The sequence below is a fragment of the Pseudomonas moraviensis genome, assembly GCF_900105805.1.
GTDB classification, from domain to species: domain Bacteria; phylum Pseudomonadota; class Gammaproteobacteria; order Pseudomonadales; family Pseudomonadaceae; genus Aquipseudomonas; species Aquipseudomonas moraviensis_A.
Genome location: NZ_LT629788.1, coordinates 5644550 through 5669808, shown reverse-complemented (window position 1 = coordinate 5669808; position 25259 = coordinate 5644550). Strand labels below are relative to the sequence as shown.

Annotated in this window: 23 protein-coding genes; 15 read left to right on the top strand and 8 right to left on the bottom strand. The window is 62.2% G+C overall.

The features are described 5' to 3' along the window. Positions 1–30 precede the first annotated feature (30 nt). Positions 31–234: a heavy-metal-associated domain-containing protein gene (locus BLU71_RS25310; RefSeq protein ID WP_083354138.1), complete on the bottom strand. Its 204-nt coding sequence runs from the start codon at positions 232–234 to the stop codon at positions 31–33. 148 nt (positions 235–382) lie between these two features. On the opposite strand from BLU71_RS25310, the gene BLU71_RS25305 reads away from it, so the two are divergent. The 3 genes from BLU71_RS25305 (at position 383) to cueR (ending at position 3744) form a co-directional block, all read left to right on the top strand. Further along, positions 383–766 (top strand): hypothetical protein, encoded by a 384-nt coding sequence (locus BLU71_RS25305; protein ID WP_042609763.1) that lies wholly within the window; start codon positions 383–385, stop codon positions 764–766. 174 nt (positions 767–940) lie between these two features. Beyond that, positions 941–3334: a copper resistance metal-translocating P1-type ATPase CueA gene (gene cueA, locus BLU71_RS25300; protein ID WP_083354137.1), complete on the top strand. Its 2394-nt coding sequence runs from the start codon at positions 941–943 to the stop codon at positions 3332–3334. Continuing rightward, on the top strand, positions 3331–3744 hold the full coding sequence (gene cueR, locus BLU71_RS25295; protein ID WP_016771827.1) for a Cu(I)-responsive transcriptional regulator: 414 nt from the start codon (positions 3331–3333) through the stop codon (positions 3742–3744). Before cueA ends, cueR begins: the two co-directional genes overlap by 4 nt. Here the strand turns inward: cueR and BLU71_RS25290 are convergent. From BLU71_RS25290 to BLU71_RS25280, 3 genes are all read right to left on the bottom strand, one after another. Continuing rightward, positions 3698–4906, bottom strand: a complete 1209-nt coding sequence (locus BLU71_RS25290; protein WP_083354136.1) for an MFS transporter — start codon at positions 4904–4906, stop codon at positions 3698–3700. The two genes, cueR and BLU71_RS25290, sit on opposite strands and share 47 nt — an antisense overlap. Before the next feature lie 166 nt (positions 4907–5072). Then, a complete protein-coding gene (locus BLU71_RS25285) occupies positions 5073–5969 on the bottom strand; it encodes a PA4780 family RIO1-like protein kinase (RefSeq protein ID WP_016771829.1) in 897 nt (298 codons plus the stop codon). 429 nt (positions 5970–6398) lie between these two features. Beyond that, positions 6399–7676, bottom strand: a complete 1278-nt coding sequence (locus BLU71_RS25280; RefSeq protein WP_083354135.1) for an acetyl-CoA C-acetyltransferase — start codon at positions 7674–7676, stop codon at positions 6399–6401. Positions 7677–7957: 281 nt separating this feature from the next. Here BLU71_RS25280 and BLU71_RS25275 point away from each other — a divergent pair, with 281 nt between their 5' ends. From BLU71_RS25275 to BLU71_RS25260, 4 genes are all read left to right on the top strand, one after another. Next, positions 7958–9310, top strand: coding sequence for a 3-oxoacyl-ACP reductase (locus tag BLU71_RS25275; protein WP_083354134.1), 1353 nt, complete (start codon positions 7958–7960; stop codon positions 9308–9310). Between the two features lie 2 nt (positions 9311–9312). Then, on the top strand, positions 9313–10167 hold the full coding sequence (locus BLU71_RS25270; RefSeq protein ID WP_064362938.1) for a MaoC family dehydratase: 855 nt from the start codon (positions 9313–9315) through the stop codon (positions 10165–10167). Positions 10168–10470: 303 nt separating this feature from the next. After that, complete coding sequence (locus BLU71_RS25265; RefSeq protein ID WP_083354133.1) at positions 10471–12054, top strand: collagen-like triple helix repeat-containing protein; 1584 nt, start codon at positions 10471–10473, stop codon at positions 12052–12054. 134 nt (positions 12055–12188) lie between these two features. Further along, entirely contained in the window at positions 12189–13859 is a 1671-nt protein-coding gene (locus BLU71_RS25260) for a ShlB/FhaC/HecB family hemolysin secretion/activation protein (RefSeq protein ID WP_083354132.1), read from the top strand. A gap of 759 nt (positions 13860–14618) precedes the next feature. On the opposite strand, the gene BLU71_RS25255 is transcribed toward BLU71_RS25260, so the two are convergent. Both BLU71_RS25255 and BLU71_RS25250 read right to left on the bottom strand, forming a co-directional pair. After that, positions 14619–15026, bottom strand: a complete 408-nt coding sequence (locus BLU71_RS25255) for a response regulator (protein ID WP_083354131.1) — start codon at positions 15024–15026, stop codon at positions 14619–14621. Positions 15027–15097: 71 nt separating this feature from the next. Further along, a complete protein-coding gene (locus BLU71_RS25250) occupies positions 15098–15304 on the bottom strand; it encodes a Flp family type IVb pilin (RefSeq protein ID WP_042609780.1) in 207 nt (68 codons plus the stop codon). 338 nt (positions 15305–15642) lie between these two features. Between BLU71_RS25250 and cpaB the strand changes: the two genes are divergently transcribed. From cpaB to BLU71_RS25210, 8 genes are read left to right on the top strand one after another with little or no spacing between them, the layout of a single operon-like run. Beyond that, positions 15643–16584: a Flp pilus assembly protein CpaB gene (gene cpaB / locus BLU71_RS25245; protein ID WP_083354130.1), complete on the top strand. Its 942-nt coding sequence runs from the start codon at positions 15643–15645 to the stop codon at positions 16582–16584. Between the two features lie 20 nt (positions 16585–16604). Further along, a complete protein-coding gene (locus tag BLU71_RS25240; RefSeq protein ID WP_064362948.1) occupies positions 16605–17822 on the top strand; it encodes a type II and III secretion system protein family protein in 1218 nt (405 codons plus the stop codon). Then, entirely contained in the window at positions 17819–19009 is a 1191-nt protein-coding gene (locus tag BLU71_RS25235) for a pilus assembly protein (RefSeq protein WP_083354129.1), read from the top strand. Before BLU71_RS25240 ends, BLU71_RS25235 begins: the two co-directional genes overlap by 4 nt. Next, the gene (locus BLU71_RS25230; protein ID WP_042609751.1) at positions 19006–20274 is read left to right on the top strand and encodes a CpaF family protein; all 1269 of its coding nucleotides are present in this window, start codon (positions 19006–19008) and stop codon (positions 20272–20274) included. Before BLU71_RS25235 ends, BLU71_RS25230 begins: the two co-directional genes overlap by 4 nt. A 17-nt stretch (positions 20275–20291) precedes the next feature. Continuing rightward, on the top strand, positions 20292–21176 hold the full coding sequence (locus BLU71_RS25225) for a type II secretion system F family protein (protein WP_083354128.1): 885 nt from the start codon (positions 20292–20294) through the stop codon (positions 21174–21176). Position 21177: 1 nt separating this feature from the next. Next, entirely contained in the window at positions 21178–22062 is an 885-nt protein-coding gene (locus BLU71_RS25220; protein ID WP_083354127.1) for a type II secretion system F family protein, read from the top strand. Between the two features lie 23 nt (positions 22063–22085). Further along, positions 22086–22808 carry a tetratricopeptide repeat protein gene (locus BLU71_RS25215; protein WP_083354126.1) on the top strand — a complete coding sequence of 241 codons (723 nt, stop codon included), beginning with the start codon at positions 22086–22088 and terminating at the stop codon, positions 22806–22808. Positions 22809–22818: 10 nt separating this feature from the next. Continuing rightward, positions 22819–23091, top strand: a complete 273-nt coding sequence (locus BLU71_RS25210) for a DUF3613 domain-containing protein (protein WP_083354125.1) — start codon at positions 22819–22821, stop codon at positions 23089–23091. 105 nt (positions 23092–23196) lie between these two features. Here the strand turns inward: BLU71_RS25210 and BLU71_RS25205 are convergent, their stop codons facing one another. Both BLU71_RS25205 and BLU71_RS25200 read right to left on the bottom strand, forming a co-directional pair. After that, complete coding sequence (locus BLU71_RS25205) at positions 23197–23559, bottom strand: DUF6124 family protein (protein ID WP_064362961.1); 363 nt, start codon at positions 23557–23559, stop codon at positions 23197–23199. A gap of 865 nt (positions 23560–24424) precedes the next feature. Beyond that, complete coding sequence (locus BLU71_RS25200) at positions 24425–25192, bottom strand: response regulator transcription factor (protein ID WP_064363405.1); 768 nt, start codon at positions 25190–25192, stop codon at positions 24425–24427. Positions 25193–25259: the final 67 nt, after the last annotated feature.

The following is a 25259-nucleotide window of genomic DNA, read 5'->3' as shown; positions in this document are numbered from 1 at the left end:
GCCTTGAACATTCCGATAGCTCGCTAACGATCAATTTCGGACGAGCTTCACCTCATAACCTTCTTCGCGAATCGCTTCGATGACCTGATCGGCATTCAGCGCGCTTTCGACGCCGACTTCTTTGGCTGCCAAGTCGACCCGCACGCTGGCCGCCGGATCCATGGCCTGCACCGCTTGGGTGATGGCTTTGACGCAATGACCGCAGGACATGCCTTGAACGTTGAACACTTGCATGGGAAGACTCCTTTGAGTGAGGTTGCCGGCAGTTTCAAGCTTGCCACGATGGCAAGGTCAAGTTCTGCGAAAAACTGCCGGGCTGGCAATCGGCGCCGCGCTCGGCCAAGCTGCGTGCATCAATGACTGAAATTCAGGAGATTCAGCCATGCGCTGGTCATCTTTGAGCCTGTTTGGCTTGCTCAGCCTTTTCACCGCCGTCCCGCAGGTGCAAGCCGCCGGCGAGGATTACGCGGTACTGATCATTTCCCGCGAGCGCCTCGAAGTCGCGACCTCGTGCGAGATCGGCGTGTACATCCAGGACCAGCTCTCGGCGCGACTGTTTCAGGAGCAGAGCACTTCGTTCAACCTGCCGCCGGGCAAGGTTTCGCTGCGCTTGAAGCTGCTGCCGGGGCAGGCACCGGGTTGCAATCCCGGCATGCTGGCGCCGGGTTCGCAGGAGGTCGTGCTGCATGCCGGGGATGTGCTGAAGTTCCGCCTGGCGATGAATGCTGAAGGCGTGTACCTGAAGCCGGCGGGCCTGGGTTACTGAAACAATACCCGACCTGTGGGAGCGAGCCTGCTCGCGAAAGCGCCGGATCAGTCAACATGATTGCTGAATGATGCACCGCATTCGCGAGCAGGCTCAATCCCTCAAGAATGGTGCTTGACCTTGCCCGCATGGCAAGGTTGATCCTGTAGGCATCCACTACAGGGAGCGCGACCGATGTCCGAATCCACCACTTTCGATCTGCCGATTGCCGGCATGACCTGCGCCAGTTGCGCCGGGCGTGTCGAGCGGGCTCTGCGCAAAGTCAGCGGCGCCAGCGCCGTCAGCGTCAACCTCGCCACCGAGCAGGCTCGAGTGCAGGCGCCCGGCGACAGCCTGCCGGCGCTGATGCAAGCCGTGGAGCGCGCCGGTTACAGCGTGCCCCGGCAAACCCTTGAGCTAAGCATCGACGGCATGACCTGCGCGTCCTGCGTCGGTCGCGTCGAGCGAGCCCTGAGCAAAGTCCCCGGCGTGAACAGTGTCAGCGTCAATCTGGCCAACGAACGTGCGCATATCGAACTGCTCGGTCAGGTCGATGCGCAGCCCCTGCTCGATGCGGTGAGCAGGGCCGGTTATTCGGCCAGCGTCTGGCAAGCCGAAGGGCCGCGATCCGACGACCAGCAAAAACGCCTGCACCGCGAGCGCTGGGCACTGATCTGTGCGATCGCCCTCGCGCTGCCGCTGGTGTTGCCGATGTTGCTGCAGCCGTTCGGCATTCACTGGATGCTTCCGGCCTGGGCGCAATTCGCCCTCGCCACACCCGTGCAATTCGTCTTCGGCGCACGCTTTTATGTCGCGGCGTGGAAAGCCGTGCGCGCCGGTGCCGGCAATATGGATCTGCTCGTCGCCCTCGGTACCAGCGCCGGTTATGGGCTGAGCGTGTATGAATGGGCGACGGCCGCCGGACGCATGCCGCATCTGTACTTCGAAGCCTCGGCCGTGGTCATCGCCCTGGTGCTGCTCGGCAAATACCTCGAGAGCCGCGCCAAACGCCAGACCGCCAGCGCCATTCGCGCTCTTGAAGCACTGCGGCCGGAGCGGGCGATTCAAGTGGTCAATGGCCGTGAGCAGGACGTTGCCATCAGCGCCCTGCGCCTCGACGATCTGGTGCTGGTCAAACCCGGCGAACGCTTCCCGGTGGATGGCGAAGTCGTCGACGGCCAGAGCCACGCCGACGAAGCGCTGATCAGCGGCGAAAGCCTGCCGGTGCCGAAACAGCCGGGCGACAAGGTCACCGGCGGCGCGATCAATGGCGAGGGTCGTTTGCTGGTGCGCACCCAGGCGCTCGGCGCGGAAACCGTGCTGGCGCGGATCATTCGTCTGGTCGAAGACGCACAAGCGGCGAAAGCGCCGATCCAGAAACTGGTGGACAAGGTCAGCCGGATTTTCGTGCCGACCGTGTTGCTGATCGCCCTGGCCACGCTGATCGGATGGTGGCTGTATGGCGCGCCGCTGGAAACCGCATTGATCAATGCCGTCGCCGTGCTGGTGATCGCCTGCCCGTGCGCCCTCGGCCTTGCCACCCCGACGGCGATCATGGCCGGCACCGGCGTCGCCGCGCGCCACGGCATTCTGATCAAGGACGCCGAAGCGCTGGAGCGCGCCCATGAAGTCAGCACTGTGGTGTTCGACAAGACCGGCACGCTGACCTCGGGGACACCGCAGATCGCCCACTTCAATGCGATCGATGGAGACGAAAACAACCTGCTGAGACTGGCCGGCGCGTTGCAGCGCGGCAGCGAGCACCCCTTGGCCAAAGCGGTGCTGGATGCCGCCGCCGAACGCGGCTTGAACGTGCCCGATGTCAGCGACAGCCAGTCGCTGACCGGACGCGGCATTGCCGGCACGCTGGATGGCCGGCGCTTGGCGCTGGGCAATCGGCGGATGCTCGATGAAAGCGCTTTGAGTGCCGGTGAATTGAGCGCATCCGCCGAGGCTTGGGAAAGTGAAGGCCGCACATTGTCGTGGTTGATCGAGCAAAGTCCTGAACCACGCGTCCTCGGTCTGTTCGCCTTCGGTGACACGCTGAAAGCCGGCGCCCTGCAAGCGGTGCAACAACTCGCCGCCAGAGATATCCACAGCCATCTGCTGACCGGCGACAACCGTGGCAGCGCGCGCGTGGTGGCCGAAGCGCTGGGCATCCGCAATGTTCACGCCGAAGTGCTGCCGGCGGACAAGGCCGCGACCGTCGCCGAGCTGAAGAAAACGGGTGTGGTCGCCATGGTCGGCGACGGCATCAACGACGCCCCGGCGCTCGCCGCCGCAGACATCGGCATCGCCATGGGCGGCGGCACCGACGTCGCCATGCATGCGGCCGGCATCACCCTGATGCGCGGCGACCCGCGACTGGTGCCCGCGGCACTGGAGATCAGCCGCAAGACCTACGCGAAGATTCGTCAGAACCTGTTCTGGGCCTTTGTCTACAACCTGATCGGCATTCCGCTGGCGGTGTTCGGCTTCCTCAATCCGGTGCTGGCGGGTGCAGCGATGGCGCTGTCCAGCGTCAGTGTGGTGAGCAATGCGCTACTGTTGAAAACCTGGAAACCCAAGGACCTGGAGGAACACCGATGAACATCGGCCAAGCGGCCCGGCAGAGTGGCCTGAGTGCAAAAATGATTCGCTATTACGAGTCGATCGGCCTGCTCAAGGCGGCCAATCGCACCGACAGCGGTTACCGCGTATACGGCAGCGATGACCTGCACACGCTGGCGTTCATCAAGCGCTCGCGGGATCTGGGCTTTTCCCTGGAGGAGGTCGGCAAGCTGCTGACCCTCTGGCAGGATCGCCAGCGCGCGAGCGCCGATGTGAAGGCACTGGCGCGTCAGCACATCGACGAGTTGAACCAGAAGATCCGCGAGCTCGGCGAGTTGCGCGACACCCTGCAGGATCTGGTCGAGCACTGCAGCGGTGATCACCGCCCGGATTGCCCGATCCTCAAGGAACTGGCGTCGGGCTGCTGCGCGCAACCCGCTCGCGCCTGATCCGCAACAGCGTCACCACGCACAGGGTGCCGAGGGGAATGCCGTGGAACAGCATGACCACGGCCCCTGGCGTCCACCACCCATAGAACGGCGCGGCAACCAGCATGCCGATGCCGAAACCGGTCATCTGCAGCAAGGTCAGCACACTGAAAATCGGCAGGCGCAAAGCCGCAGGTTCCCGTTGCAGCCGTGACAGCAGGCTCACTTCGGAAACGCCATCGCCCAGTCCCGCCGGCAAGGCGAACAGCAGCAGTCCCAAGAGACTGTGTTGCTGGAACATCAGAATGAAGCCGCAGGACATCAGCGCCACGCCGCAGAAAAACCTGCGTTCGAGATGGCGATTCTCCGAGCCCTTCAGACGACTGGCGATGCGCGCGCCGAGCAGTTTGCCGCTGGCCCATACCGCAAGCGCCAGGCCCAACGTCGTGCTGGCCGCGTCCGGGGTGAGCAGTTTCGCAATGATCGGGAAGCCAACGTTATGCGCAGCACTGCCCAAGGTGTCGGCCATGGTCACCGCGAGCATCGCCGCGACCACCGGCGCCGAGCGCAAGCCCTGCCGAAGCGCAAACCATTCGCCGTGTTCCGGCTGTTCGCTGATATCTGCCTTCTCGAAATGCAGTGGCACGATCAGCAGCGCCGCGAGCACATAGGTCAGCGCATTGAGGGCGAAGACCGTTTCAAAACCGAAAGCGGCCACCAGCAACCCCGACACCAGACTGCCGCCGACCATGGCTGCTGAGGACGCCGAGGTGATCCAGGCGTTGGCCTTGAGCAGGTGCGCCGGGTCGATCAAGCGCGGCAACTGGCTGTTGAGGCCGATGGCGAACATTGAATTGCCCAGGCCGAGGCCGAAGGCGATGACTGGCAACAGCCATGCCTGCTGATTCGCCGGTGTGACCAACAGCAGCCCCAGCAGTGCAGCGCGCAACAGATCGAAAGCAATCAGCGGCGCGCGACCCTGCCAGCGCCGGTAGAAGCGTGTGCCAAGCAGACTGGCAAAAATCCCGCCACCGACGCGGCTGGCGAGGAAGATGCCGACACTCATGGCGCTGTTGCTCAGCAGATAAACGTAAGTGGCCAGCGCGACCATGTTGAGGAAGGCGCCGAAATCGGAGATCAGCCGGGCGGTTACGATCAGGTGGGTGTTGCGCGGGGTACTCACATACGGTCCTTGTAGGAGCTGCCGAAGGCTGCGATCTTTTGATCTTGTCCTTGAAGCAAAGGCAAAAGATCGCAGCCTTCGGCAGCTCCTACAAGGGCACGCTCGCGTTTGCGGAAAGTGCGCGGGCACAAAAAACCCGGCCGAAGCCGGGTTTCTCATCAAGCGATCACTGCATCCACGGCGGTGGAGGCGGTTCTTCAGGTTTGCCTTTCGGTGCGTCGTCTGCCGCGCGAATGGCCTGCTTGCGTTCCTCGTCGAGGCGCGCCGCTTCGATTTCGCGCAGGACCCCGCCGACATCGGCCAGGTCTTCCGGATCGTCGAACTCGCCGGTCAGCACACTGTTCGGGTGCAAGGTGCCGGCTTCGTACAACGCCCACATTTCCTTGGCGTACTTGGTCTTCTTCAACTCCGGCGCGAAACGCCCGAAGTACGAAGCCATGTTGCCAACGTCGCGCTCGAGCATGCTGAACGCATGGTTGTTGCCCGCAGCGTCGACTGCCTGAGGCAGGTCAATAATGACCGGACCGGTCGGGGTCAGCAGCACGTTGAACTCGGAGAGGTCACCGTGCACCAGACCGGTACACAACATCAGCACGATCTGCGAAATCAGGAAGGCGTGATACTCGCGCGCCTGATCCGGCTCCAGCACCACATCGTTCAGACGCGGCGCAGCATCGCCAAATTCATCCGCCACCAACTCCATCAACAGCACGCCGTCGAGGAAGTCATAGGGCTTCGGCACCCGCACACCCGCACCGGCCAGACGGAACAGCGCCGCCACTTCGGCGTTCTGCCAGGCGTCCTCGGTCTCTTTGCGACCGAACTTGGACCCCTTCGCCATGGCCCGCGCCTGGCGACTGTTGCGAACCTTGCGGCCTTCCTGATACTCGGCCGCCTGGCGGAAACTGCGTTTATTCGCCTCCTTGTAGACCTTGGCGCAACGCAACTGATTGCCGCAGCGCACTACATAAACAGCTGCCTCTTTGCCACTCATCAGTGGGCGCAGCACTTCGTCGACCAGACCGTCCTCGATCAGGGGTTCAATGCGTTTTGGAGTCTTCATCAGCTTTTATTGTGGGTCCTTTATTACCAAACACGCGAATGTCACTCGTTATACGGCAATCCTCGTCCGACGGGGAGGGGGTGCCGACCTGTGAACCTTGAGGATGCACACACTGTGCCGGATCGAACGTAGCGACCGGGGCGAATCATAGCCGAGACCGTGGCATTGATTGGTATCGGCCGGCAAGGGCATTTGCGACAGAATCTGACATGAATGGTGTGACCTCATGGCCCTCACCCCAGCCCTCTCCCAGAGGGAGAGGGGGCCGACCGAGTGTCTCCCGTAATACATCGACCTGAGAGACCGCAGCGATTATGGCTTTAATCGCAGCTTTGGATTCGGTGAAGGACGCTCAGGTCGGCGTCGATTTCAAGCATCCCCCACTCGGTCCCCTCTCCCTTTGGGAGAGGGTTAGGGTGAGGGGCTTTTTCAGCGTTCGATAATCGCAGTGACACCCTGCCCGCCGGCCGCACAGATCGAGATCAACCCCCGCCCCTTGCCGGCCGCATCCAGCAGCTTGGCCAGGTTCGCCACAATCCGCCCGCCGGTCGCGGCAAACGGATGCCCCGCCGCCAAGGAGCTGCCTTTGACGTTAAGCCGACTGCGATCAATCGAACCCAACGGCGTGTCGAGTCCCAGGCGGGTTTTGCAATATTCGGGATCTTCCCAGGCCTTGAGCGTGCACAACACCTGCGCGGCGAACGCTTCGTGAATCTCGTAGTAATCGAAATCCTGCAAGGTCAGGCCGTTGCGCGCCAGCAAGCGTGGCACGGCATACACCGGCGCCATCAGCAGGCCCTCGGCACCGTTGACGAAATCCACAGCCGCCGCTTCGCCGTCGCGCAGATAAGCAAGGATCGGCAAGCCGCGCTCGTTGGCCCATTCTTCACTGCCGAGCAACACCACCGAAGCACCATCGGTGAGAGGCGTAGAGTTGCCCGCAGTCAGCGTGCCCTTGGCGCTTTTCTCGAACGCCGGCTTCAGCGTGGCGAGTTTTTCCAGGGTCAGGTCAGGACGCAGGTTGTTGTCGCGGGTCAGGCCAAGAAACGGTGTCATCAGATCGTTATGCCAGCCTTCGCTGTAGGAAGCGGCGAGTTTGTGATGACTTTCGAAGGCGAGTTGATCCTGTTGTTCCCGGGGGATATTCCAGGTCTGCGCCATCAATTCACAGTGCTCGCCCATGGACAGGCCAGTGCGCGGCTCGCCGTTGCGCGGGAATTCGGGGATCAGATGCCGGGGGCGCAATTGCAGCAGGGTTTTCAGTTTGTCAGCGGTGCTCTTCGCGCGGTTGGCTTGCAGAAGAATCCTGCGCAGGCCTTCGCTGACGCTGATCGGCGCATCGGAAGTGGTGTCGACGCCGCCAGCGATGCCGCAGTCGATCTGGCCGAGCGCGATCTTGTTGGCCACCAGCAGCGCCGCTTCCAGACCCGTGCCGCAGGCTTGCTGAATATCATAGGCCGGCGTCGCTGGAGACAGGCGCGAACCGAGCACGCACTCGCGGGTCAGGTTCATATCCCGTGACAATTTAAGCACCGCGCCCGTTACCACCTCGCCGATGCGCTGGCCGTGCAGGTTGTAGCGCTCGATCAGGCCTTCCAGCGCGGCCGTCAGCATCGCCTGATTGCTGGCCGTGGCATACGGCCCGTTGGAGCGGGCGAAGGGGATGCGGTTACCGCCGATGATCGCGACGCGGCGCAGCTGAGTCATAAAAGCTCCTGTCAGACTTGCGAATTCACATAGATCCTTTGTAGGAGTGAGCCTGCTCGCGATAGCGGTGTATCAGGCTAATGACACGTTTCTGACCCACCGCTATCGCGAGCAGGCTCACTCCTACAAGGGGCCGGTGTTGTTTCTGGATTTGTGTCTGGCTACAAAACCACCGCGGCCAAACTACTCTGCTAAACCAGCGTAGGCCTTAATGCGCCGATCGAACGATTGATTGCCGTGGACAGTCCACACTTTGAACCCCAACTTCTGGAGAGCGTTCCATGTCTGACCGCTATATCGACTTCGCCAACTCATCCTTCGGCCATCGTCTGGTCGGGGCCTTGGGCCTGCCGTCGCCGGTGCGGCTGGAACGCTGGCAAGCGGGGCGTCTGCGGCCGATCGAGGGTGCGCTGTTGATCGGTGGCGGGCCACTGGCCGAACGGATCAGTGTGTTTGCCAATCGCCTGACCGATGCAATCTACAGCTACGGCACCGAGTCCGCGCTGGCCACCGCGTGGATTCCCGGCCACGGGCCGAAGCTCAAAGCGGTGGTGTTCGACGCCAGCGATCTGCAACACACCGACCAGCTCAAGCAACTGCGCGAATTCTTCCAGCCATTGATGAAGAACCTCGACCATAGCGCGCATCTGGTGATCCTTGGTCGCGCGCCGGAAACCCTGCGTGATCCGTTCGCCTCCAGCGCGCAGCGCGCACTCGAAGGCTTCTCGCGCTCGCTGGCCAAAGAGCTGCGCGGCGGTGGCACATTGCAGCTGATCTACGTTGGCGAGGGTGCCGAAGATCAACTGGAAGGCCCGCTGCGATTCTTCCTCTCGCCGAAAAGTGCGTTCGTTTCCGGCCAAGTGATTCGTCTGACCGCGTGCGCCACGCCGGTGACCGACTGGACCCGACCGCTGGCGGGGCGCAAGGCGTTGGTCACGGGTGCTGCACGCGGGATCGGCGCGTCGATTGCCGAAACCCTCGCCCGCGATGGCGCCGAAGTGATTCTGCTCGATGTGCCACCGGCCAAGACCGACCTCGAAGCCCTCGCCGCCCGCCTCGGCGGCCGCGCGATCACTCTCGATATCTGCGCCGATGATGCCGCCACCCAATTGATCGAACACCTGCCCGACGGGCTCGACATCCTCGTGCACAACGCCGGTATCACCCGCGACAAGACCCTGGCCAACATGACCCCGGAATTCTGGGACGCGGTGCTGGCCGTCAACCTCAATGCGCCGCAAGTACTGACCAAGGCCCTGCTCGACAGCGGCACCCTGCGCGACAACGCACGGGTGGTCCTGCTCGCCTCGATCAGCGGCATCGCCGGCAATCGCGGGCAGACCAACTACGCAGCAAGCAAGGCTGGCCTGATCGGTCTGGCCCAGGCCTGGGCGCCGACACTGCTGGAACGCGGGATCAGCATCAACGCCGTCGCCCCCGGTTTTATCGAGACGCAAATGACTGCGCACATTCCGTTCGGCCTGCGCGAGGCCGGGCGGCGCATGAGTTCGCTGGGCCAGGGCGGCTTGCCGCAAGACGTTGCCGAGGCTGTGGCGTGGCTGGCGCAACCGGGCACGGGCGCGTTCACCGGCCAAGCGCTGCGGGTGTGTGGCCAAAGTGTGCTGGGGGCTTGAGCATGAACATCGAATGGCAAACGCTGGATCGTGAACCGAGTCTTCCGGGGCTTTATTCGCGCGCGGCGACACGGCGCAAAATCACCGGCACGCAACTGCCCGACAGCGGTCTGCGCTGCTGGGTCGATATCGACGGCAAGCGGCTGGCGGCTTATCGCAAGGTCTGCGGTTTCGTCGATGATGGCCTGCTGCCGCCGACCTATCCACATATCCTCGCCTTCGCCTTGCAGATGCAATTGCTCACGGCAAAGGACTTTCCGTTCCCGCTGCTCGGGCTGATTCACCTGAGCAACCGCATTCGCGTGTTGCGCCCGATGGGGGCTATCAGTCGCGCGCAAGTCAGCGTGCGCGTGCACAACCTGCAGCCGCATGCCAAGGGCGCGACGTTCGATCTGCTCACCACCCTGGACGATCAGCTCGGTCCGCTGTGGGAAGCCGAGAGCCGGATGCTCTGTCGCGGCGTGAAACTCGAGGGCGAGGCGCAGGCACATGACTGGGAGCCGTCGCAGGATTTGCTCGAGGTGACGCGCTGGACGGCGCCGGCGGATATCGGTCGCCAATATGCGAAAGTCTCCGGCGACTACAACCCGATTCACCTGAGTGCAGCGAGCGCGAAGCTGTTCGGTTTTCCCACGGCGATCGCGCATGGTTTGTGGAACAAGGCACGCACGCTGGCGGCGCTCTCTGATCACCTGCCCAAAGCCAACCTGGAAATCGCCGTGCATTTTCGCAAACCGGTGCGCCTGCCCAGTGAAGTGACGTTGCTGGCGAGCGCAGCGGGCTCCAGCGGCGAATTGCGTCTGGTCGGTGCCGGCGACCTGGAACATATGGTCGGCCAATGGCAACCGATCGCCTGATCTGACGGGGCGGAAAAACCCGTTAATTGTGTATATATCACTTAAGTTTTTCCGCGCCCTGCCCGCCGCTTTGCAAAAAATCGAGCCTTGAATTTCAAGGCTTTTTTTTGCCCGTTTATCACCTGCGTATTAGTCCTTCGGCATTGCGCCGGGCCTTGTATATAAAGGGGTTAATACCAACTTGAGAATGGTGCAAAACCTGCGATCGACTGAGATTACCAGCACGGACGAGGCATCGCCGACGACAGATCAGCGGGCCATCGAAGGCAACGTAACGTTGTGACAGGTGCAGGAATCTCAATCATGAAAACTCAAGTGATGTGGTCCAGATCGGCAATCGCGCTGGCACTGATTCTTTCTGTAGGACTCGTCGGCTGCAGCAGCGGCGGTGGCGGTCATCGCAGCAGCTCCGGCAGCTCGACTGCAGATGGTACGGCGGGTACCGATGGCAGCGGCGGCGCAGGTGGTGGAACCGGCGGCGATACTGCTAGCACAGGCGGGACCGGTGGTACTGGCGACGGAACAGCGGGCACGGGTGGTACCGGTGGCACTGGCGGAACCGGCGGCGGCACCGATCCAACCAATCCGACCAACCCGACAGACCCCACTGATCCCACCACCCCGACCAATCCGGCCGCGCCTTCGCTGGTGACCACCACACTGGTGCAGGATGTCGGCAAAACCGTCAGCGGTGTCGGCGATGGCGTGGGCCAAGTAGGTGATGCTTTGAGCAACGTTCCGCTGGCCGGCGGCATTGTGCAGAGCGTCGCCAATACCGCTGGCAATGTCGTCAGCACCTTGGGCGATGGCGTGAGCAATGGCATCGGCAAACTGGCCACCGATCCGAAGGGATTGACCACCACCGTGGCCTCGGTTGGCGGTGTGGTCTCGGATGTCGGTGATGGCGTATCTGATCTCAGCGCCAAACTGAACACAGCGACCAGCCGCGTTCCCGTGGTCGGTGGCGTCGTGACCAAAGTAGTGCCGCTGGTCGATGGCATAGGTGAAAAAGTCACCATGCTCGGCGACACCCTCAACACCACCCTCAGCAACGGCCCGACCAGCCAGTTGACCAACAAGGTCGGCAGCGGCCTGGTGCCGGTGATCGCCATGGTCGAAAGCACCACCGATAAACTTGGCGATGCCACCGCCCTGGGTGATCCGCTCAAAGGTGTGATCTCGAAGGTGGGCGGCACGGTGAACAGCCTTGGCGGCAAAGTCACCGATGCAGGCAACGGCAGTGCCCTGACCAACACCCTGGGCGGCGCCTTGAGCAACGCCGGCACGGCGGTCGGCAAAGCGGGCGGTCTGGTGTCCAACGGCACTGGCTCAGGTACCGGTGGCGTCGGTGGTGGTCTGGGCGGCACCGGCCTGCTGCAAACCGTCGGTGGCGCAGTGGTCAATGTTGGCACCGGTCTGAATGCCGGCAGCACCAGCGGCGTGGTCAGTGCCGGTGGCGTTACCGCGGGTGGCCTGGGCAACGCAGTCGCTTCGCTCAACACCGTACTCGGTGGCTCGGGCACACCGATCACCGCTCCCACTTCGCCGCTGGCAAGCGTTGGCGCCGCAGTGGGAGCAGGTCTCAACCCTGTGACCAGCGCGGTCACCACTGTCACTCAACAGGTCGGCGCAGCCACCGGTCTCGGCACTCCGGTTGCCGGTATCACCGGCCAGGTGGGCGCTGCGGTGGGCAGCCTCGGCGGTGCGATCGCCGCGACCAACACCCCGGTGACCACGGCAGTCGGTGGGCTGGTAACCAATGTCGGCGGCACCGTGGCGGCCGTCGGTGGGCTGGTCAACAGCGGCACTGCCACTGGCGGTACAACTGGCGGCCTGGGCGGGGTGCTCGGCGGGCTGACCGGCGCGCTTGGGGGCAACAAACGCTAAATTGCACCTGGCCGATTCGACGGCCTTACCTACAGCGCCTACGCTTGGTTGAGGGCGGAAGATTCCCACGAGTCTTCCGCCTTTTTTCTAAGGAAAAACCTGCCCTGTGCTGTGTTCTGACCATGGAGTGTCCTATGCGCGTACTGGCATCCCTGCTGTGCCTGAGCCTCAGTTCCGCTGCCCTCGCCGACACCTTGCCCAGTTTTCTCAACAGCAACGAAACCACGCGCAACCTGCCCGTCCCCAACCTTCCTGCCGACGCCTATCGCCCGAGCGCGGCGCCGCTGCAAGTGCCGGATCCCGGCGCGACCGCCGCACAACCACTGCTGATGGAAACCAGGATCAACCTGAAGACCGTGCAGATCGAAGGCGGCACGATCTATCCACTCAACGAACTGGCCGAAGTCTACAAACCATTGATCGGCCGTGAGGCCAGCCTTGCCGAACTGATTGAAGCGACGCGCAACATCACCCGTCGCTACCAGCACGACGGCTACCTGTTGTCCTACGCGTTTCTGCCGCAACAGGACTTCGATGAGGGCGTGGCGCGGGTGGTGCTGGTTGAAGGCTACGTGCGCGATATCCAGATGCAGGGCGACATCGGCCGGGTCAAAGGCCTGCTCGACAGACTCGCCGCGAAAATCCAGGCTGAACGCCCGCTGACGCGCAAGACCTTCGAGCGCTACACCACGCTGATGAGCCGCATTCCCGGCGTAACGATTCAAGCGCAAGTGCCGCCACCGGGCACCACAGATGGCGCCACCACCCTGGTCGCCCAGGCCAGCCGCAAACCGTTCACCAGCACCCTGAGCACCACAGAAGACAACCGCAACGGCCCGCAGGCGTTGCTCGGCGTCAGCAGCAACTCGCAGACGTCGATGGGCGAACAGTTGAGCCTCAGCGGCCTGTTCCCACCGGGCGATGACAAAGAGCATTACTACCGTCTCGACTACAGCCAGTTCCTCGACGCCGAAGGCACGCAACTCAACCTCTCGGCTTCGCGCTACCGCGCCGACCCGGACACCGAAGTGCTGGTCGGCGGCGGTGGGCGCCTGAGTACCCACCGCGAGAATGATCGCTACTCGATCGGCTTCAGCATGCCCCTGATCGCCTCCGCCAACGAACTGCTGACCGCCGGCTCGCGCCTGTATGCCGTGGACGACAAGACGCGTTACGACGGCGTCAACTTCCCCTTCAGCACCGAGCTGCGCACCGACGTCCGCGCCCTCGCCTTCGAAGGTGACTGGCGCAAGGCCGACGCCCGCCAACTGCGCATCCTCAGCGCCGGCGTCTACCAGGGTTTCGACAGCCTCGGTGCAAACACCAACTACGACGACATCGATCTGGATTTCTTCCGCGTGAGACTGTCCGGCGTGCAGAGCGACAAGTTTCTCGACAACTGGCAAGGCGTGCTCTCGGCAGCGCTGTACTGGAGCGACGACACCCTGCCCGACAGCGAGCGCGCGGTGTTCGGCGGACAGAATTTCGGCCGTGGCTACCCCGACGACCAGGCCTCGGGCGACAAGGGCTGGGGCGTGGCCTACGAGGTCAACTACAGCTTCAACCGCGACGGCAACTGGGTGCGCATCCTGCAACCCTACGTGGTCCTCGACCGCTCGCGCAGCTGGTTCAACCAACTACCGGTGCAGGCCAACAACCTGTCATCCACCGCCGTCGGGCTGAGATTTGGCGATGCCAGGTACTACAACATCGCCCTGGAAGTGGCGAAGGCCATGTCCGATGAAGCGCTGGACACGTTCAATCGCAAGCCGCGGTACAGCATCAGTTTCAGTTATCAGTTGTGAGGGGCGAGGGGTGTGTCAGTCAGGATTTTTTCAGCTGACACACCGCTTTCGCGAGCAGGCTCGCTCCTACAGTTTTGATCGTGGGCGTTCAGTGAGAAACAGGTCGGCTGGCAGGCCGCCTTCGCGAGCAGGCTCGCTCCTACAGTTTTGATCGTGGGTGTTCAGTGAGAGACAGGTCGGCTGGCCGAGAGCCTTCGCGAGCAGGCTCGCTCCCACAGTTTGATCGTGGGTATTCAGTGATAAACAGGTCGGCTGGCAGGCCGCCTTCGCGAGCAGGCTCGCTCCTACAGTTATGATCGTGGGTATTCAGCGAGAAACAGGTCGGCTAGCAGGCCGCCTTCGCGAGCAGGCTGACTCCTACAAAAGCCAAAACAAAGCAGCGCAGCTGCCCGCGGCGAAGCCGCACCACTCAACAATGAGCGCAAGCTCGAGTGCTTTTGATCTTGATCCACCGGCGACGTCGGAAGGCTGAGTGGAGGGATTGATTCGGGCGTGGGAGCGCAGCGACCGTCTGGCGCAGCCAGACACAGCGGAAGGAGGTGCAGCGAAGCAAACCGGAGCCGCTGCGCCCGGATCAGTCCCGGAGCGAAGGAACCCGAGCCTGCGAGGGCCGAACGTAGGAGCAAGCCTTTTGGGTTACCTTTTTGGCGTTTGAAAAAGGTGACCCGCCGTAAGGGCGGAACCGTAATCAGCAACACCCGCAGCAACGGATATTCACCCAAACCCCCACCAACACGGTCGGCCCAAAGGCCGCCGAGTTCACCCAGCCCCAACCCGAGCCTTTGGAAACAGATTATCGAGAGTCTCCAACAACCTGACGTGATAAATCGGCTTGCGAAACAGATCCAGCACCTGCAACCGCAACATATCGCTGACATCCTCCATATCCGCATGCCCCGACATCACAATCACCGGCAAATGCTCACGCGACGTATGCTTACGCAGCCGCCTGATCAACGACATGCCCGACTCTTCCGGCATGCGCAGATCAGTAATCACCAAGGCAATATCCGGATGCCGGGTCAACAGATGCAACGCCAACTTCACCGACGTCGCGGTATGACAGGTAAAGCCCTCCCCCTCCAGCAACTCCGCCAACTCCAGCAACGCGTCCTCTTCATCGTCGACCAGAAGCAACTGTTGGCGGGACGGCGAAGGCGCGTTCATAGGCAATACCTGAATGCTGAAAGGTAAATCCAGTGTAGTGCGATATCAGCCAGGTGCAGTGTTCAAAAGCCTCAAGGTGTTGGCCGAGTAACAGCCGTACCATCGAGCGACGTCAGAACATTGTTGAAAATCGCCAGCACCCTGTCTCCAAGCGGGCTAACGAATGCAACCACCACCACCGCCACCATCGCCACCACGATTGCATACTCAATCGCCGAAGCGCCCTCTTCGCTGCTGGCAAACGCCCGAGCCTTGGCCATCAGATAATCGAAAGTCATACGAAACATAGCTCCACTCCTTCGCGCCCCTGGCGCCCACATCACGACCGCGGCATGGTTCCACCGTGCCACTTGAGCATTGTCAACAAACCCCCGGCCAACAACTGTAAGAACGCATTAATCACAAAGCATTAATCCCAACGTGTCGCCGCCGTTTCCCACTGTCAATTGGCCGAAACTCATACTTTGGTGGGTTATTTGCCTGTCATTAATGGCGCTTTTGCTTGGATCAGCTAGCTTGGAAATAGCGAAATAGTTGCATGTTCATAGCTGCCAGATCAGTACGCCTCTCAAGAGCAATTGCAGTTGGCTTGTGCAGCAGGAAAAGGAGAGCCGTCATGAACAGTCGCGTCACCATGGGCCTTGCCGCGTTGCTATTGCTCGGCGCGGTTCTCGTAGGTTACTGGGGGCTGGTGCTCAGTCGTCAGCCGGCCCCGGTCGCGGAGGCGCCCGCTGTACCCGCGCTCAGCGTTGAACAGACTGTCGCGATTGCCGAAGACCAGACCCGCCAACCGGTGGTGGTGCTGGTCCACGATGTACCGCCGTTCACACCGTTGACCGCCGCCGATGTGGCCTTGGAAAAACTGCGCAGTGCACCGGCCGGCAGTCTGACCAGCATTGAACAAGCCGTGGGCCGCACACCTTGGCGGCACCTCAGCGCTGGCACCTGGCTCAACAACGAAAGCTTTCAGGCCGGTGGCGCGCTGGCGCGGATGATTCGCCGCGACGAGCGCGCGCTGACCGTGGCCGTCGACGAAGTGATCGGTGGCGCCGGGCAATTGCTGCCGGGGGATTATGTCGATGTGCTGCTGTACTTGCGCGAAGACGCGAGCAATCTGCAGCAGTCAGCGCAGATCGCCGTTCCGGCCTTGCGCGTGCTCGGGATCGGCGAACAGTACGGCCTGACCAACGACGGCCAACCGGCATCGCCCAGCCTCAGCGCCGAAGAAAAAATCAAACAGGACCAGCGCCGCATCGCCGCGCGCACCGTGGTGCTGGCGGTGCCGGAACAATTGCTCAGCCGTCTGATGCTCGCGACCCAGGTCGGCACGTTGCGTCTCGCGGTGCGCAGCAGCGAAGAACAACGGTTGGCCAGATATTGGGCCGGCGAAACGCAATCGCCCGCGCATCTGGATCGCGCCAACAGCCAGCTTTTCCAGTTCACTCAACTCGCTTTGGGCAACGCCCAACGAGCGCCCTCAGCCGCCAGTGTCGGCGCGGCCCCCAGGCCCGCGGTGGAGATCATTCGCGGCAACCAGATCAGCCAACAAACCCCATGACTGCGCAAGGATTCACGTGCATGCAGAGTCGACTCAGACCGACATTGAAACCGGCGCTCCGGGCCTTGCTGTTGTTGGGATTGTCGATGGACACCGCTCTCGCGGCGGTCGGCAATTGTTCGGCACTGCCGCGTCTGCCTTCGGTGATCGAGATCGGTGAAGGCTTCCAGCAGGACATGCAGTCTCCGGTGGCGATCACCCGCCTGGCGGTCGGCGACCCGAAAATTGCCGACGTGCATGCCAACGGCGGTTCGTCCTTTTTGCTCACTGGCGTCGGCCCCGGCGCAACCAGCCTGATGGTCTGGACTGCCTGCTCGACGCAGCCACAGCAAGCCATGGTTTTCGTCCAGGGCGCAGCGACCACGGCGCTGACCAGCAGCGTGCCGTCCGACGATCCGACCCTGCCGTCGCAGGTGCAGACCGACATTCGTTTCGTCGAAGTCAGCCGCACCAAACTCAAGGAAGCCACCGCCTCGCTGATCGGCACCCGCGGCAATTTCCTGTTCGGCTCACCCGGCACACTGCCGCCGATTGACGGCGTGCCGCAGCCGCGCCTGCCGGTGGATAACTCGCTGTTCAATTTTTCCTGGGTCGGCGGCAAGACCATGGCGATCATCAACGCCCTGGAAACCAGCGGCTTCGCCTACACCCTGGCGCGGCCGAGTCTGGTGGCGCTGAACGGGCAGAGTGCGAGCTTCCTTGCCGGTGGCGAAATTCCGATCCCGGTCCCCAGTTCCGGCAGCGACAGTGTGTCGATCGAGTACAAGGAATTCGGCATCCGCCTGACCCTGACGCCGACCATCATCGGCCGCGACCGCATCGCCTTGAAAGTCGCACCGGAAGTCAGCGAACTGGATTTTGCCAACGCGGTGAACATCGCCGGCACCACCGTTCCGGCGCTGACCATTCGCCGCACTGACACCAGCGTGTCGCTGGGCGATGGCGAAAGTTTTGTCATCAGCGGTTTGATCAGCACAACCAACAGTTCACAGGTGAACAAGTTTCCGGGCCTTGGCGACATCCCCATATTGGGCGCATTTTTCAAGGGTTCGCAGATCAAACGCGAAGAGCGCGAATTGCTGATGATCGTCACCCCGCATCTGGTCCAGCCATTGGCGGCGGACGCGCGACTGCCGTCGTTGCCGGGGGAGAAACTGCGCAACTACGACCCGAATTTCTACCGCATGTTTTTCCTTGAGAACGGTAACTTCGACAAGCGCAGCGGGTTGTCGCAATGAACCAGAATCTTAGTCAGACCTTCCTCGCCATCACGCGCAACAGCACCGATCTGGAATGGCTGCAAAGCGCCCTCGCCCCGCTCGGCCAAGTGGTCAGCGCCGGTGCCGGCAGCCTCGATGAACTGCTCGCACTGGTCGATGTAACGTTCGCCAATCTGGTGTTCGTCGGCCTCGATCGCGAGCATGTCGTGGCGCAGAGTGCGCTGATCGAAGGTGCGCTCGAGGCCAAGCCGATGCTGGCGATCGTCGCCCTCGGCGACGGCATGGACAATCAGCTCGTACTCAATGCGATGCGCGCCGGTGCGCGGGATTTTGTCGCCTATGGCTCACGCTCCAGCGAAGTCGCCGGACTGGTACGGCGCCTGAGCAAACGCCTGCCGGCCGTCGCGCCCAACACCCAGCTCGGCGGGCTAACGGTGATGTACGGCGTGCAGAGCAGTTCCGACGGTGCATTGCTTGCCAATCACATGGCCATGGTGGTGCAGAAGAGCGGCCAGCAAACCCTGTTGCTCGACCTCGGTCTGCCCCGTGGCGATAGCCTCGCGTTGTTGGGCCTGGAGAGCTCGTTTCACTTCGGCGATGCCTTGCGCCACCTGCGCCGTCTCGACGCCACGCTGATCGACAGCGCCTTCACCAGCGCCGACCACGGCCTGCGCATTCTTGCCTATGCCAACACTGACGAACCGCTGGAAACCACCAGTGCCGCCGAGCTGTACATGCTGCTCAGCGCCCTGCGTCAGCACTTCCAGCACATCGTCGTCAACCTCACCGGGCAGGCCGACAGTGAAGCGTTGCGTACCTTTGTCAGCCATTGCGACAAGCTGCTGTGGTACACCGACCAGAACGTCCTCAACTGCCGACGCAACCTTGCCGTGCTCAACCAGTGGCGCGAGAAAGGCATGAAACTCGAGCACGGGCGGTTGTTGATCGATCGCTACCTGAACAACGTCGCGCCGGATTCCGAGACCCTGGGCAAGACCTTCAATCTGGAAGTGATCGCCGTGTTGGCCTTCAGTCCCGATGTGCGTCTGAACGCGAAAAACCAGGGCGTGAGTCTGTTCGAACTGGCGCCACGGGAGAAACTCACCCAGAGCCTGCGCGCCCTCGGCGAACGTCTGGCCAAGCGTTCCGAGGGCCTGAACAAGCCGAAAGTCACTTGGTTCGACCGTCTGCGAGGCAGCTCATGAGCGCAGAAAAACTCTTTGGCGCGACGCCGCGCGGAGCGATCGGCAACAGCGATCACGAAGGCCTGAAACTGGTCCTGCACCGCTACATCATCGATGCCATCGAGGAGTCGGGGCAAAACCTGCTGGAAGGTTCGCGCCAGCAACTGGCGCAGTTCGTCACCGACAAGGTCGCCGAATACATCGCCCGTTTGCATCTGGCAATCTCGCGCTACGAGATGGAGCGTCTCGGCGAAGAAATCGTCGACGAGCTCACCGGTTTCGGCCCGCTGGAAGTCCTGCTGCGCGACCCGTCGGTGACGGAAATCCTGGTCAACGGCCCGCACCGGGTGTTCATCGAGCGCGACGGCGTCTTGCATCAGAGCGATCTGCGTTTTATCGATGCGCATCACGTCGAGCGGGTCATGCAGCGCATCCTTGCGCCACTCGGCCGACGCCTCGACGAGTCCTCGCCGATGGTCGATGCGCGCCTGCCCGATGGCAGCCGGGTCAACGCGATCATCCCGCCGATCGCCCTTGACGGCCCGTGCCTGTCGATCCGCAAGTTTCGCAAGGACATGCTCAAGAGCACCGATCTGATGGCGATGCAGACCATCGATCTGGCGATTTTCGAATTTCTGCAGAACGCCGTGGGCAAGCGCTGCAACATCCTCATCAGCGGCGGCACCGGCACCGGCAAGACCACGCTGCTGAACATCCTCAGCCAACTGATCAATCCCCACGAACGGCTGGTGACCATCGAAGACGTCGCCGAGCTGCAACTCGGCCATCCGCACGTGGTACGTCTGGAAACCCGCCCGCCCAATGCCGAGGGCCACGGCGAGGTCAAGGCCAGCGACCTGATTCGCAACGCCCTGCGCATGCGTCCCGACCGGATCATTCTCGGCGAGATCCGTGGCGTCGAGGTGGTCGACGTGCTCACCGCCATGAACACCGGCCACGACGGCTCGATGAGCACCGTGCACGCCAACAATGCCCAGGATGCGCTGCTGCGGCTGGAGACTTTGGTCGGGCTGACCGGGCGCTCGATTGCCGAACGCACCCTGCGTCAGATGATCTGCGCCGCCCTCGACGTGATCATTCAGCTGACACGCATGCCCGATGGTCGACGCTGCGTCAGCGAAGTGGTGGAAGTGGTCGGCATTCGCGAGGACGTCTACGTCACCAACACCCTGTTCCGCCTCGACCGCCGCACCGGTTTCGGCTTTGTGCGCGAAGCGGTCAACCCGGCCGGCGACAAGCTGCGCCACGACGCTCACCCGGGCTGACGGCGAGGAGCACGCAGATGCTGGCACCGATCATTCTCATCGTCATTTGCCTGATGCTGCTCGGGCTGTCGATCTATCTGTTCCTGCAAGGCCTGCGCAAAACCGCGACAGAAAAAGTCCTCAACCGGCTCGCCGCCGGGCAACCGCAAAAGGCCGTGGAACAGACGAAGTGGGTGGGATTGGAACGCATGTTTCTGCGTGCCGGACTGGGTCAGCCGAGCGAGCGTTTCGGCCTGTGGCTGAGCCTGTGGGCGGCGGTCGTGGGTTTGGGATTTCTGCTCGCCAGCTGGGTCGGACTGGTGCTGATGCTGATCGCGCCGCCCGTGGCGTTGCGGCTGTACATCGCCATTCGCTACCGACGCCGAATCCGCCGGATGATCGAACAACTGCCGCAATTGCTCGACCATACGGTGCGCAGCCTGAAGTCAGGGCGCACCCTCAGCGATGCAGTGCTGGGCGGTATCGAAGCCAGCGAGGATCCGCTGAAAACCGCCATGGGCCGAGTGCAGCGTAACGTGCAACTGGGGGTGAATCTGCCTGATGCAGTCAGCGATTTTGCCGAACTCTACGAGCAGGACGAACTGCGCATGTTCGCCCTCGGCCTGAAGGTCAATCACCGCTACGGCGGCAATGCCAGTGAGCTGCTGGAGAACCTGATCAAACTGATCCGCGAGCGTGACCAGGGCGCTCGGCAGTTGCGCGCCCTGACCGGGGAAACGCGCATGACCGCTTGGGTGCTGGGTTTGCTGCCGCTGATTCTGGTGAGCTATTTCATGCTGACCAACCCCGGCTACATGCTTGGCATGTGGCACGACGAGAGCGGCCAGACCATGTTGCTCACTGCCGCCGCGTTGCAGGTGCTGGGCAGTCTGGCGCTGTGGCGCATGTTGCGGAGCGTTTGAGATGGTCTGGCTCGCGGCGTTGTTGTTGCTGCTCGGTTCGCTGTTATTGGTGGGCAATCACCTGCTCACCGAGCGCCGCCGCGTGCGTCAGGTGCATCAGCGCTTGCAGGGCCAGTTGGTGCGGGAGAACCGTTTTGGCCACTGGCTGCGTGCGCTGGGCAACAGCCGCTTCGGCCGGCGCTCGGTGAGCATCGACAGCGAAACCCAGACCTTGCTCGGCCGCCTCGGCTGGCGTCGTGCCAATGAGCGCGCCCTCTTCGCGGCTTGCCAGATCGGCACACCCCTGCTCGCCCTGGGGCTGGCGATCTTTCTGCAGGAAGTGTTCTTCCCACAGACCAGCCACCGCTGGATGGCGCCGATGTTCGCTGCGGGCGGCGGCTATCTATTGCCCAAACGCCTGCTCGCCTACGCCGCCGCCCGCCGGCAGAAAACCATCGCCGTGGAAATCTCCACGTTCATTCCACTGCTGCGCATCCTCTTCGAATCCGGCATGGCGGTGGAACAAGCCCTGCGCGTGCTCAGCATCGAAGCGCAAAAACTGCTGCCGGAGCTGACCAGCGAACTGCGCCTGATCCTCGGCCGCGTCGACTCCGGTCTGGAGCTGGGTCAGGAGCTGAACAAGACCGCGGTGATGCTCGCGGTGGACGAATTCACCGACACCTGCGTGATCCTCCAGCAACTGATCCACCAGGGCGGCGGCGCGATGAAATCACTGCTGGCGCTCAAGCAATTACTGGATGACCGACGCCTGACCCGGCTGCAGGAATACATCTCGAAAATGTCGGCGAAGATGTCGGTGGTGATGATGCTGTTTCTGTTTCCGGCCCTGCTGATCGTACTGGCCGGCCCGGGCTTCACCGCCATTGCCCGCGCCTTCGCAAACTGACCTTGGCTCATGGAGAGCGTTTGATGAAAGTACTGATAGTCATGGCAAGCCTGTTGCTGCTCAGCGGTTGCGCCACGGACGGCCAGGCGCCGTGGACCTCGCTGCTGTCGCCGTCCAGCTGCAGCAAACTCACGTCGGAGCAGGAACTGTCGCTGAACCTCGCCGATGACCTGGCCAGCGACGGCAAGCTCCACGCCAGCCTGGCCAACCTGCAAAGCCTGCCGGACAACCTCAGCGAAGTGCGCCTGCGCAAAGCCAAAGTCTATCGCCTGCTCGGCCGCAGCGAAGCCGAGCCGCTCTACCGCAGCCTGCTCGGCGGCTGCCTCACCGCCCAGGCCGAACACGGCCTCGGCCAGGTCTACGCCGCCCGTGGCGACAATGGCCAGGCCCAGGCCCACCTGCAGCGCGCCGCACGCCTGGCACCCACCGACGAGAAAATCCGCAACGACCTCGGCGTGGTCTACCTCAACCAACTGCGCCTCAACGAAGCGAAATTCGAATTCCTCACCGCCATCGAACTGAGCCAGAACAATCAACTGGCGACGCTGAACATGGTCACCCTGCTGCTCTACCAGAACGACTGGCCACAAGCTGCCGAAATCGTCAGCCGCTCGAAACTGACCCCGGAGCAATTTTCCGAAGCGCAGCAACGCGCGGAAAAACTCAAAGCGCCAACCCACGCCAAAGCCACACCCGGCGACCGCGTCGCCGCCTTCATCGACCCGTTACCGCCGACGCTCGAATAAGGAGACAGCCATGAACATCCGCAAAGGCCTGTGCTACCTGACCCTGCTCACCCTGCCCCTCAGCGCGCACGCCATCGACGCAGGCCCCGCTTCAGCGCAGCAGCAGGAAACCGAAGGCTGGCTGGTCCTGCAAAGCCGCAACAAAGCTGCCTCACCCAAACCCCAAAGCGCCACCGCCACCGAACGCGAATTGGCGATGCAGCGCTGGCTGAAGAAATACCAGTACGAGATTCCGGATTTTTACGATCCGGATGCGGGCGGGAAGATTGAGAGCAAGAATTAGTTTGGTGGTGACCTTGAGGGCCCCTTCGCGAGCAGGCTCGCTCCCACAGTCGACCGTGTGCTTGCTGTGGGAGCGAGCCTGCTCGCAAAGAACGATAACGCGGTTTCAGGTCTGCGGATCAACCCGATCCAGCGCTCGATTCACGGCCAGCTCGGCCAGCATGACAATCTGCTGAATCGCCAACGCCGTGCTGCGCTGAAAACCACTCAACTCACCAGCGAAATTGCTCGCCATCGCACTCGCTGACGCCAGCGACTCACAGGCATGCGCCAACAGGCTTTCGGTATCGACATTAGGCACCACCATGAACAGCGTGCTGGGCGGGTGTGGTTTTGCGGGTTCGGGACAGAGGTAGAAATCGAGCGCGCGTTTTATCGCTTCGCGGTTTTTCACAAGATCGTCGGCGCGCAGGGCGTCTTCGAGTGGCGTGGTGGGGGACGGGGGTGGGTCTGGGATCAGTTTGTCCATTGAAACGGCTCTCCAAAATCTGCGGTGCGACCCAATGCCATTCTCACGGGGCAAAAGGTGGCAACTGTATGCGGGGTGAGAATACCGGTTATGGACACCCGGCCAGACCGAAGTCTGCCCGCACACAGCCGCCATGACGCATTGCAGACAGCGGACAAGCTGGCGGCGATTATGCGTGCACAGATACTGGATGACCATAAGTAGCAGGGTTCTCACACCCGATCGCCGAAGGTTCGACGACAGGCAGAGACTAGTGGCCTGACGTCCGACGGACAACCTGAAAACCTTGTGGGAAGGTTCTGGTTATCTCGCGTCAGATTTAAACGACTTCAAGTTATCGGCGGACCCACTGGCCTCATTGCGAGCAGGCTCGCTCCCACAGAACAGCAAAAGCAAAAGCAAAATCAAAAGCAAAAGATCGCAGCCTTCGGCAGCTCCTACAGTTGGATCACGTACCAATTAAGAACAGGTCGGCTGTCAGGCCGCCTTCGCGAGCAGGCTCGCTCCCACAGAAAGCAAAAGCAGCGCAGCTGCCCGCGGCGAAGCCGCACCACTCAACAATGAGCGCAAGCTCGAGTAGATTTTGATCTTGGAGCCCGTCGGCAGGCTGAGTGGAGGGAATGATCCGGGCGTGGGAGCGCAGCGACCGTCTGGCGCAGCCAGACACAGCGGAAGGAGGTGCAGCGAAGCAAACCGGAGCCGCTGCGCCAGGATCGATCCCGCAGCGAAGGAACCCCGAGCCCCAGCGAGGGGCCGAACGTCAGGGCGAAGACCTTTTGGTTACTTTTGGGGCGTTTGCCAAAAGTGACCCGCTGTAAGAGCGGAACCATAAGAAGCCGTTACCGCAGCAACGGATATTCACCGATTAATGAGCCGTAACGCGCTGCCGCCCCGCCGAACTGCCAGGCGAAAGCGCCAAAGCCAACTGCGTCCGATTATGCATATGCGTCAACCGCAACACCTGCGACACATACAGCTTCACCGTGTTCTCGGTGATCCCCAACTCACAGGCAATCTGATAATTGGTCTGCCCCTTGCCCACCAACCGCGCCACATCCAACTGCCGCGGCGACAACTGACTGAACACCGCCGGCATCTCGCCAGACTCAGGCTCACCCTCACTCACCACCGGCGCGGGCGAGCGCCGCACCTTGTCCAGATCCTGATAAAGGTCATCAATCGACTCGGACAAAAACTGCAACTTCTGATTCAGATGCCCCAGATGCAGATTCTTCTGCCGCTCCTGCAAAGCCAGCTCCTGACGCTGTACGCCTTCGAGCAACTCAGCCAGTTCAATCGGCTTCTGATAGTAATCGGCAATCCCCGCGCGCAGCGCCTTGATCACATCCTGCTTGTCGGCGCGCCCGGTGAGCATGATCGCCTCGAATACCCGATGCTTGCCGGCCAGGCGCTGCAACGCCTGGATCAACTCGATGCCATCCATGTCCGGCATGTGCAAATCGCTCAGCACCAGACCGATGTCCGGGTCCGCCCTGAACAGCTCGATGGCTTCAAGACTCGAATCGCACGGCACGCAACGGTAGCCACTGCTCTCAAGAAACTCACACAGTTCTTCGACGATCAGCGGCTGATCATCGACCACGAGGATTTTTACCGCATTAGGCTTGTTCACGAACCACTCCATTGCTCGGGCCAACGCTGACGATTCCTGCACTTTGGTGGCGTATTCGCCTGAATTG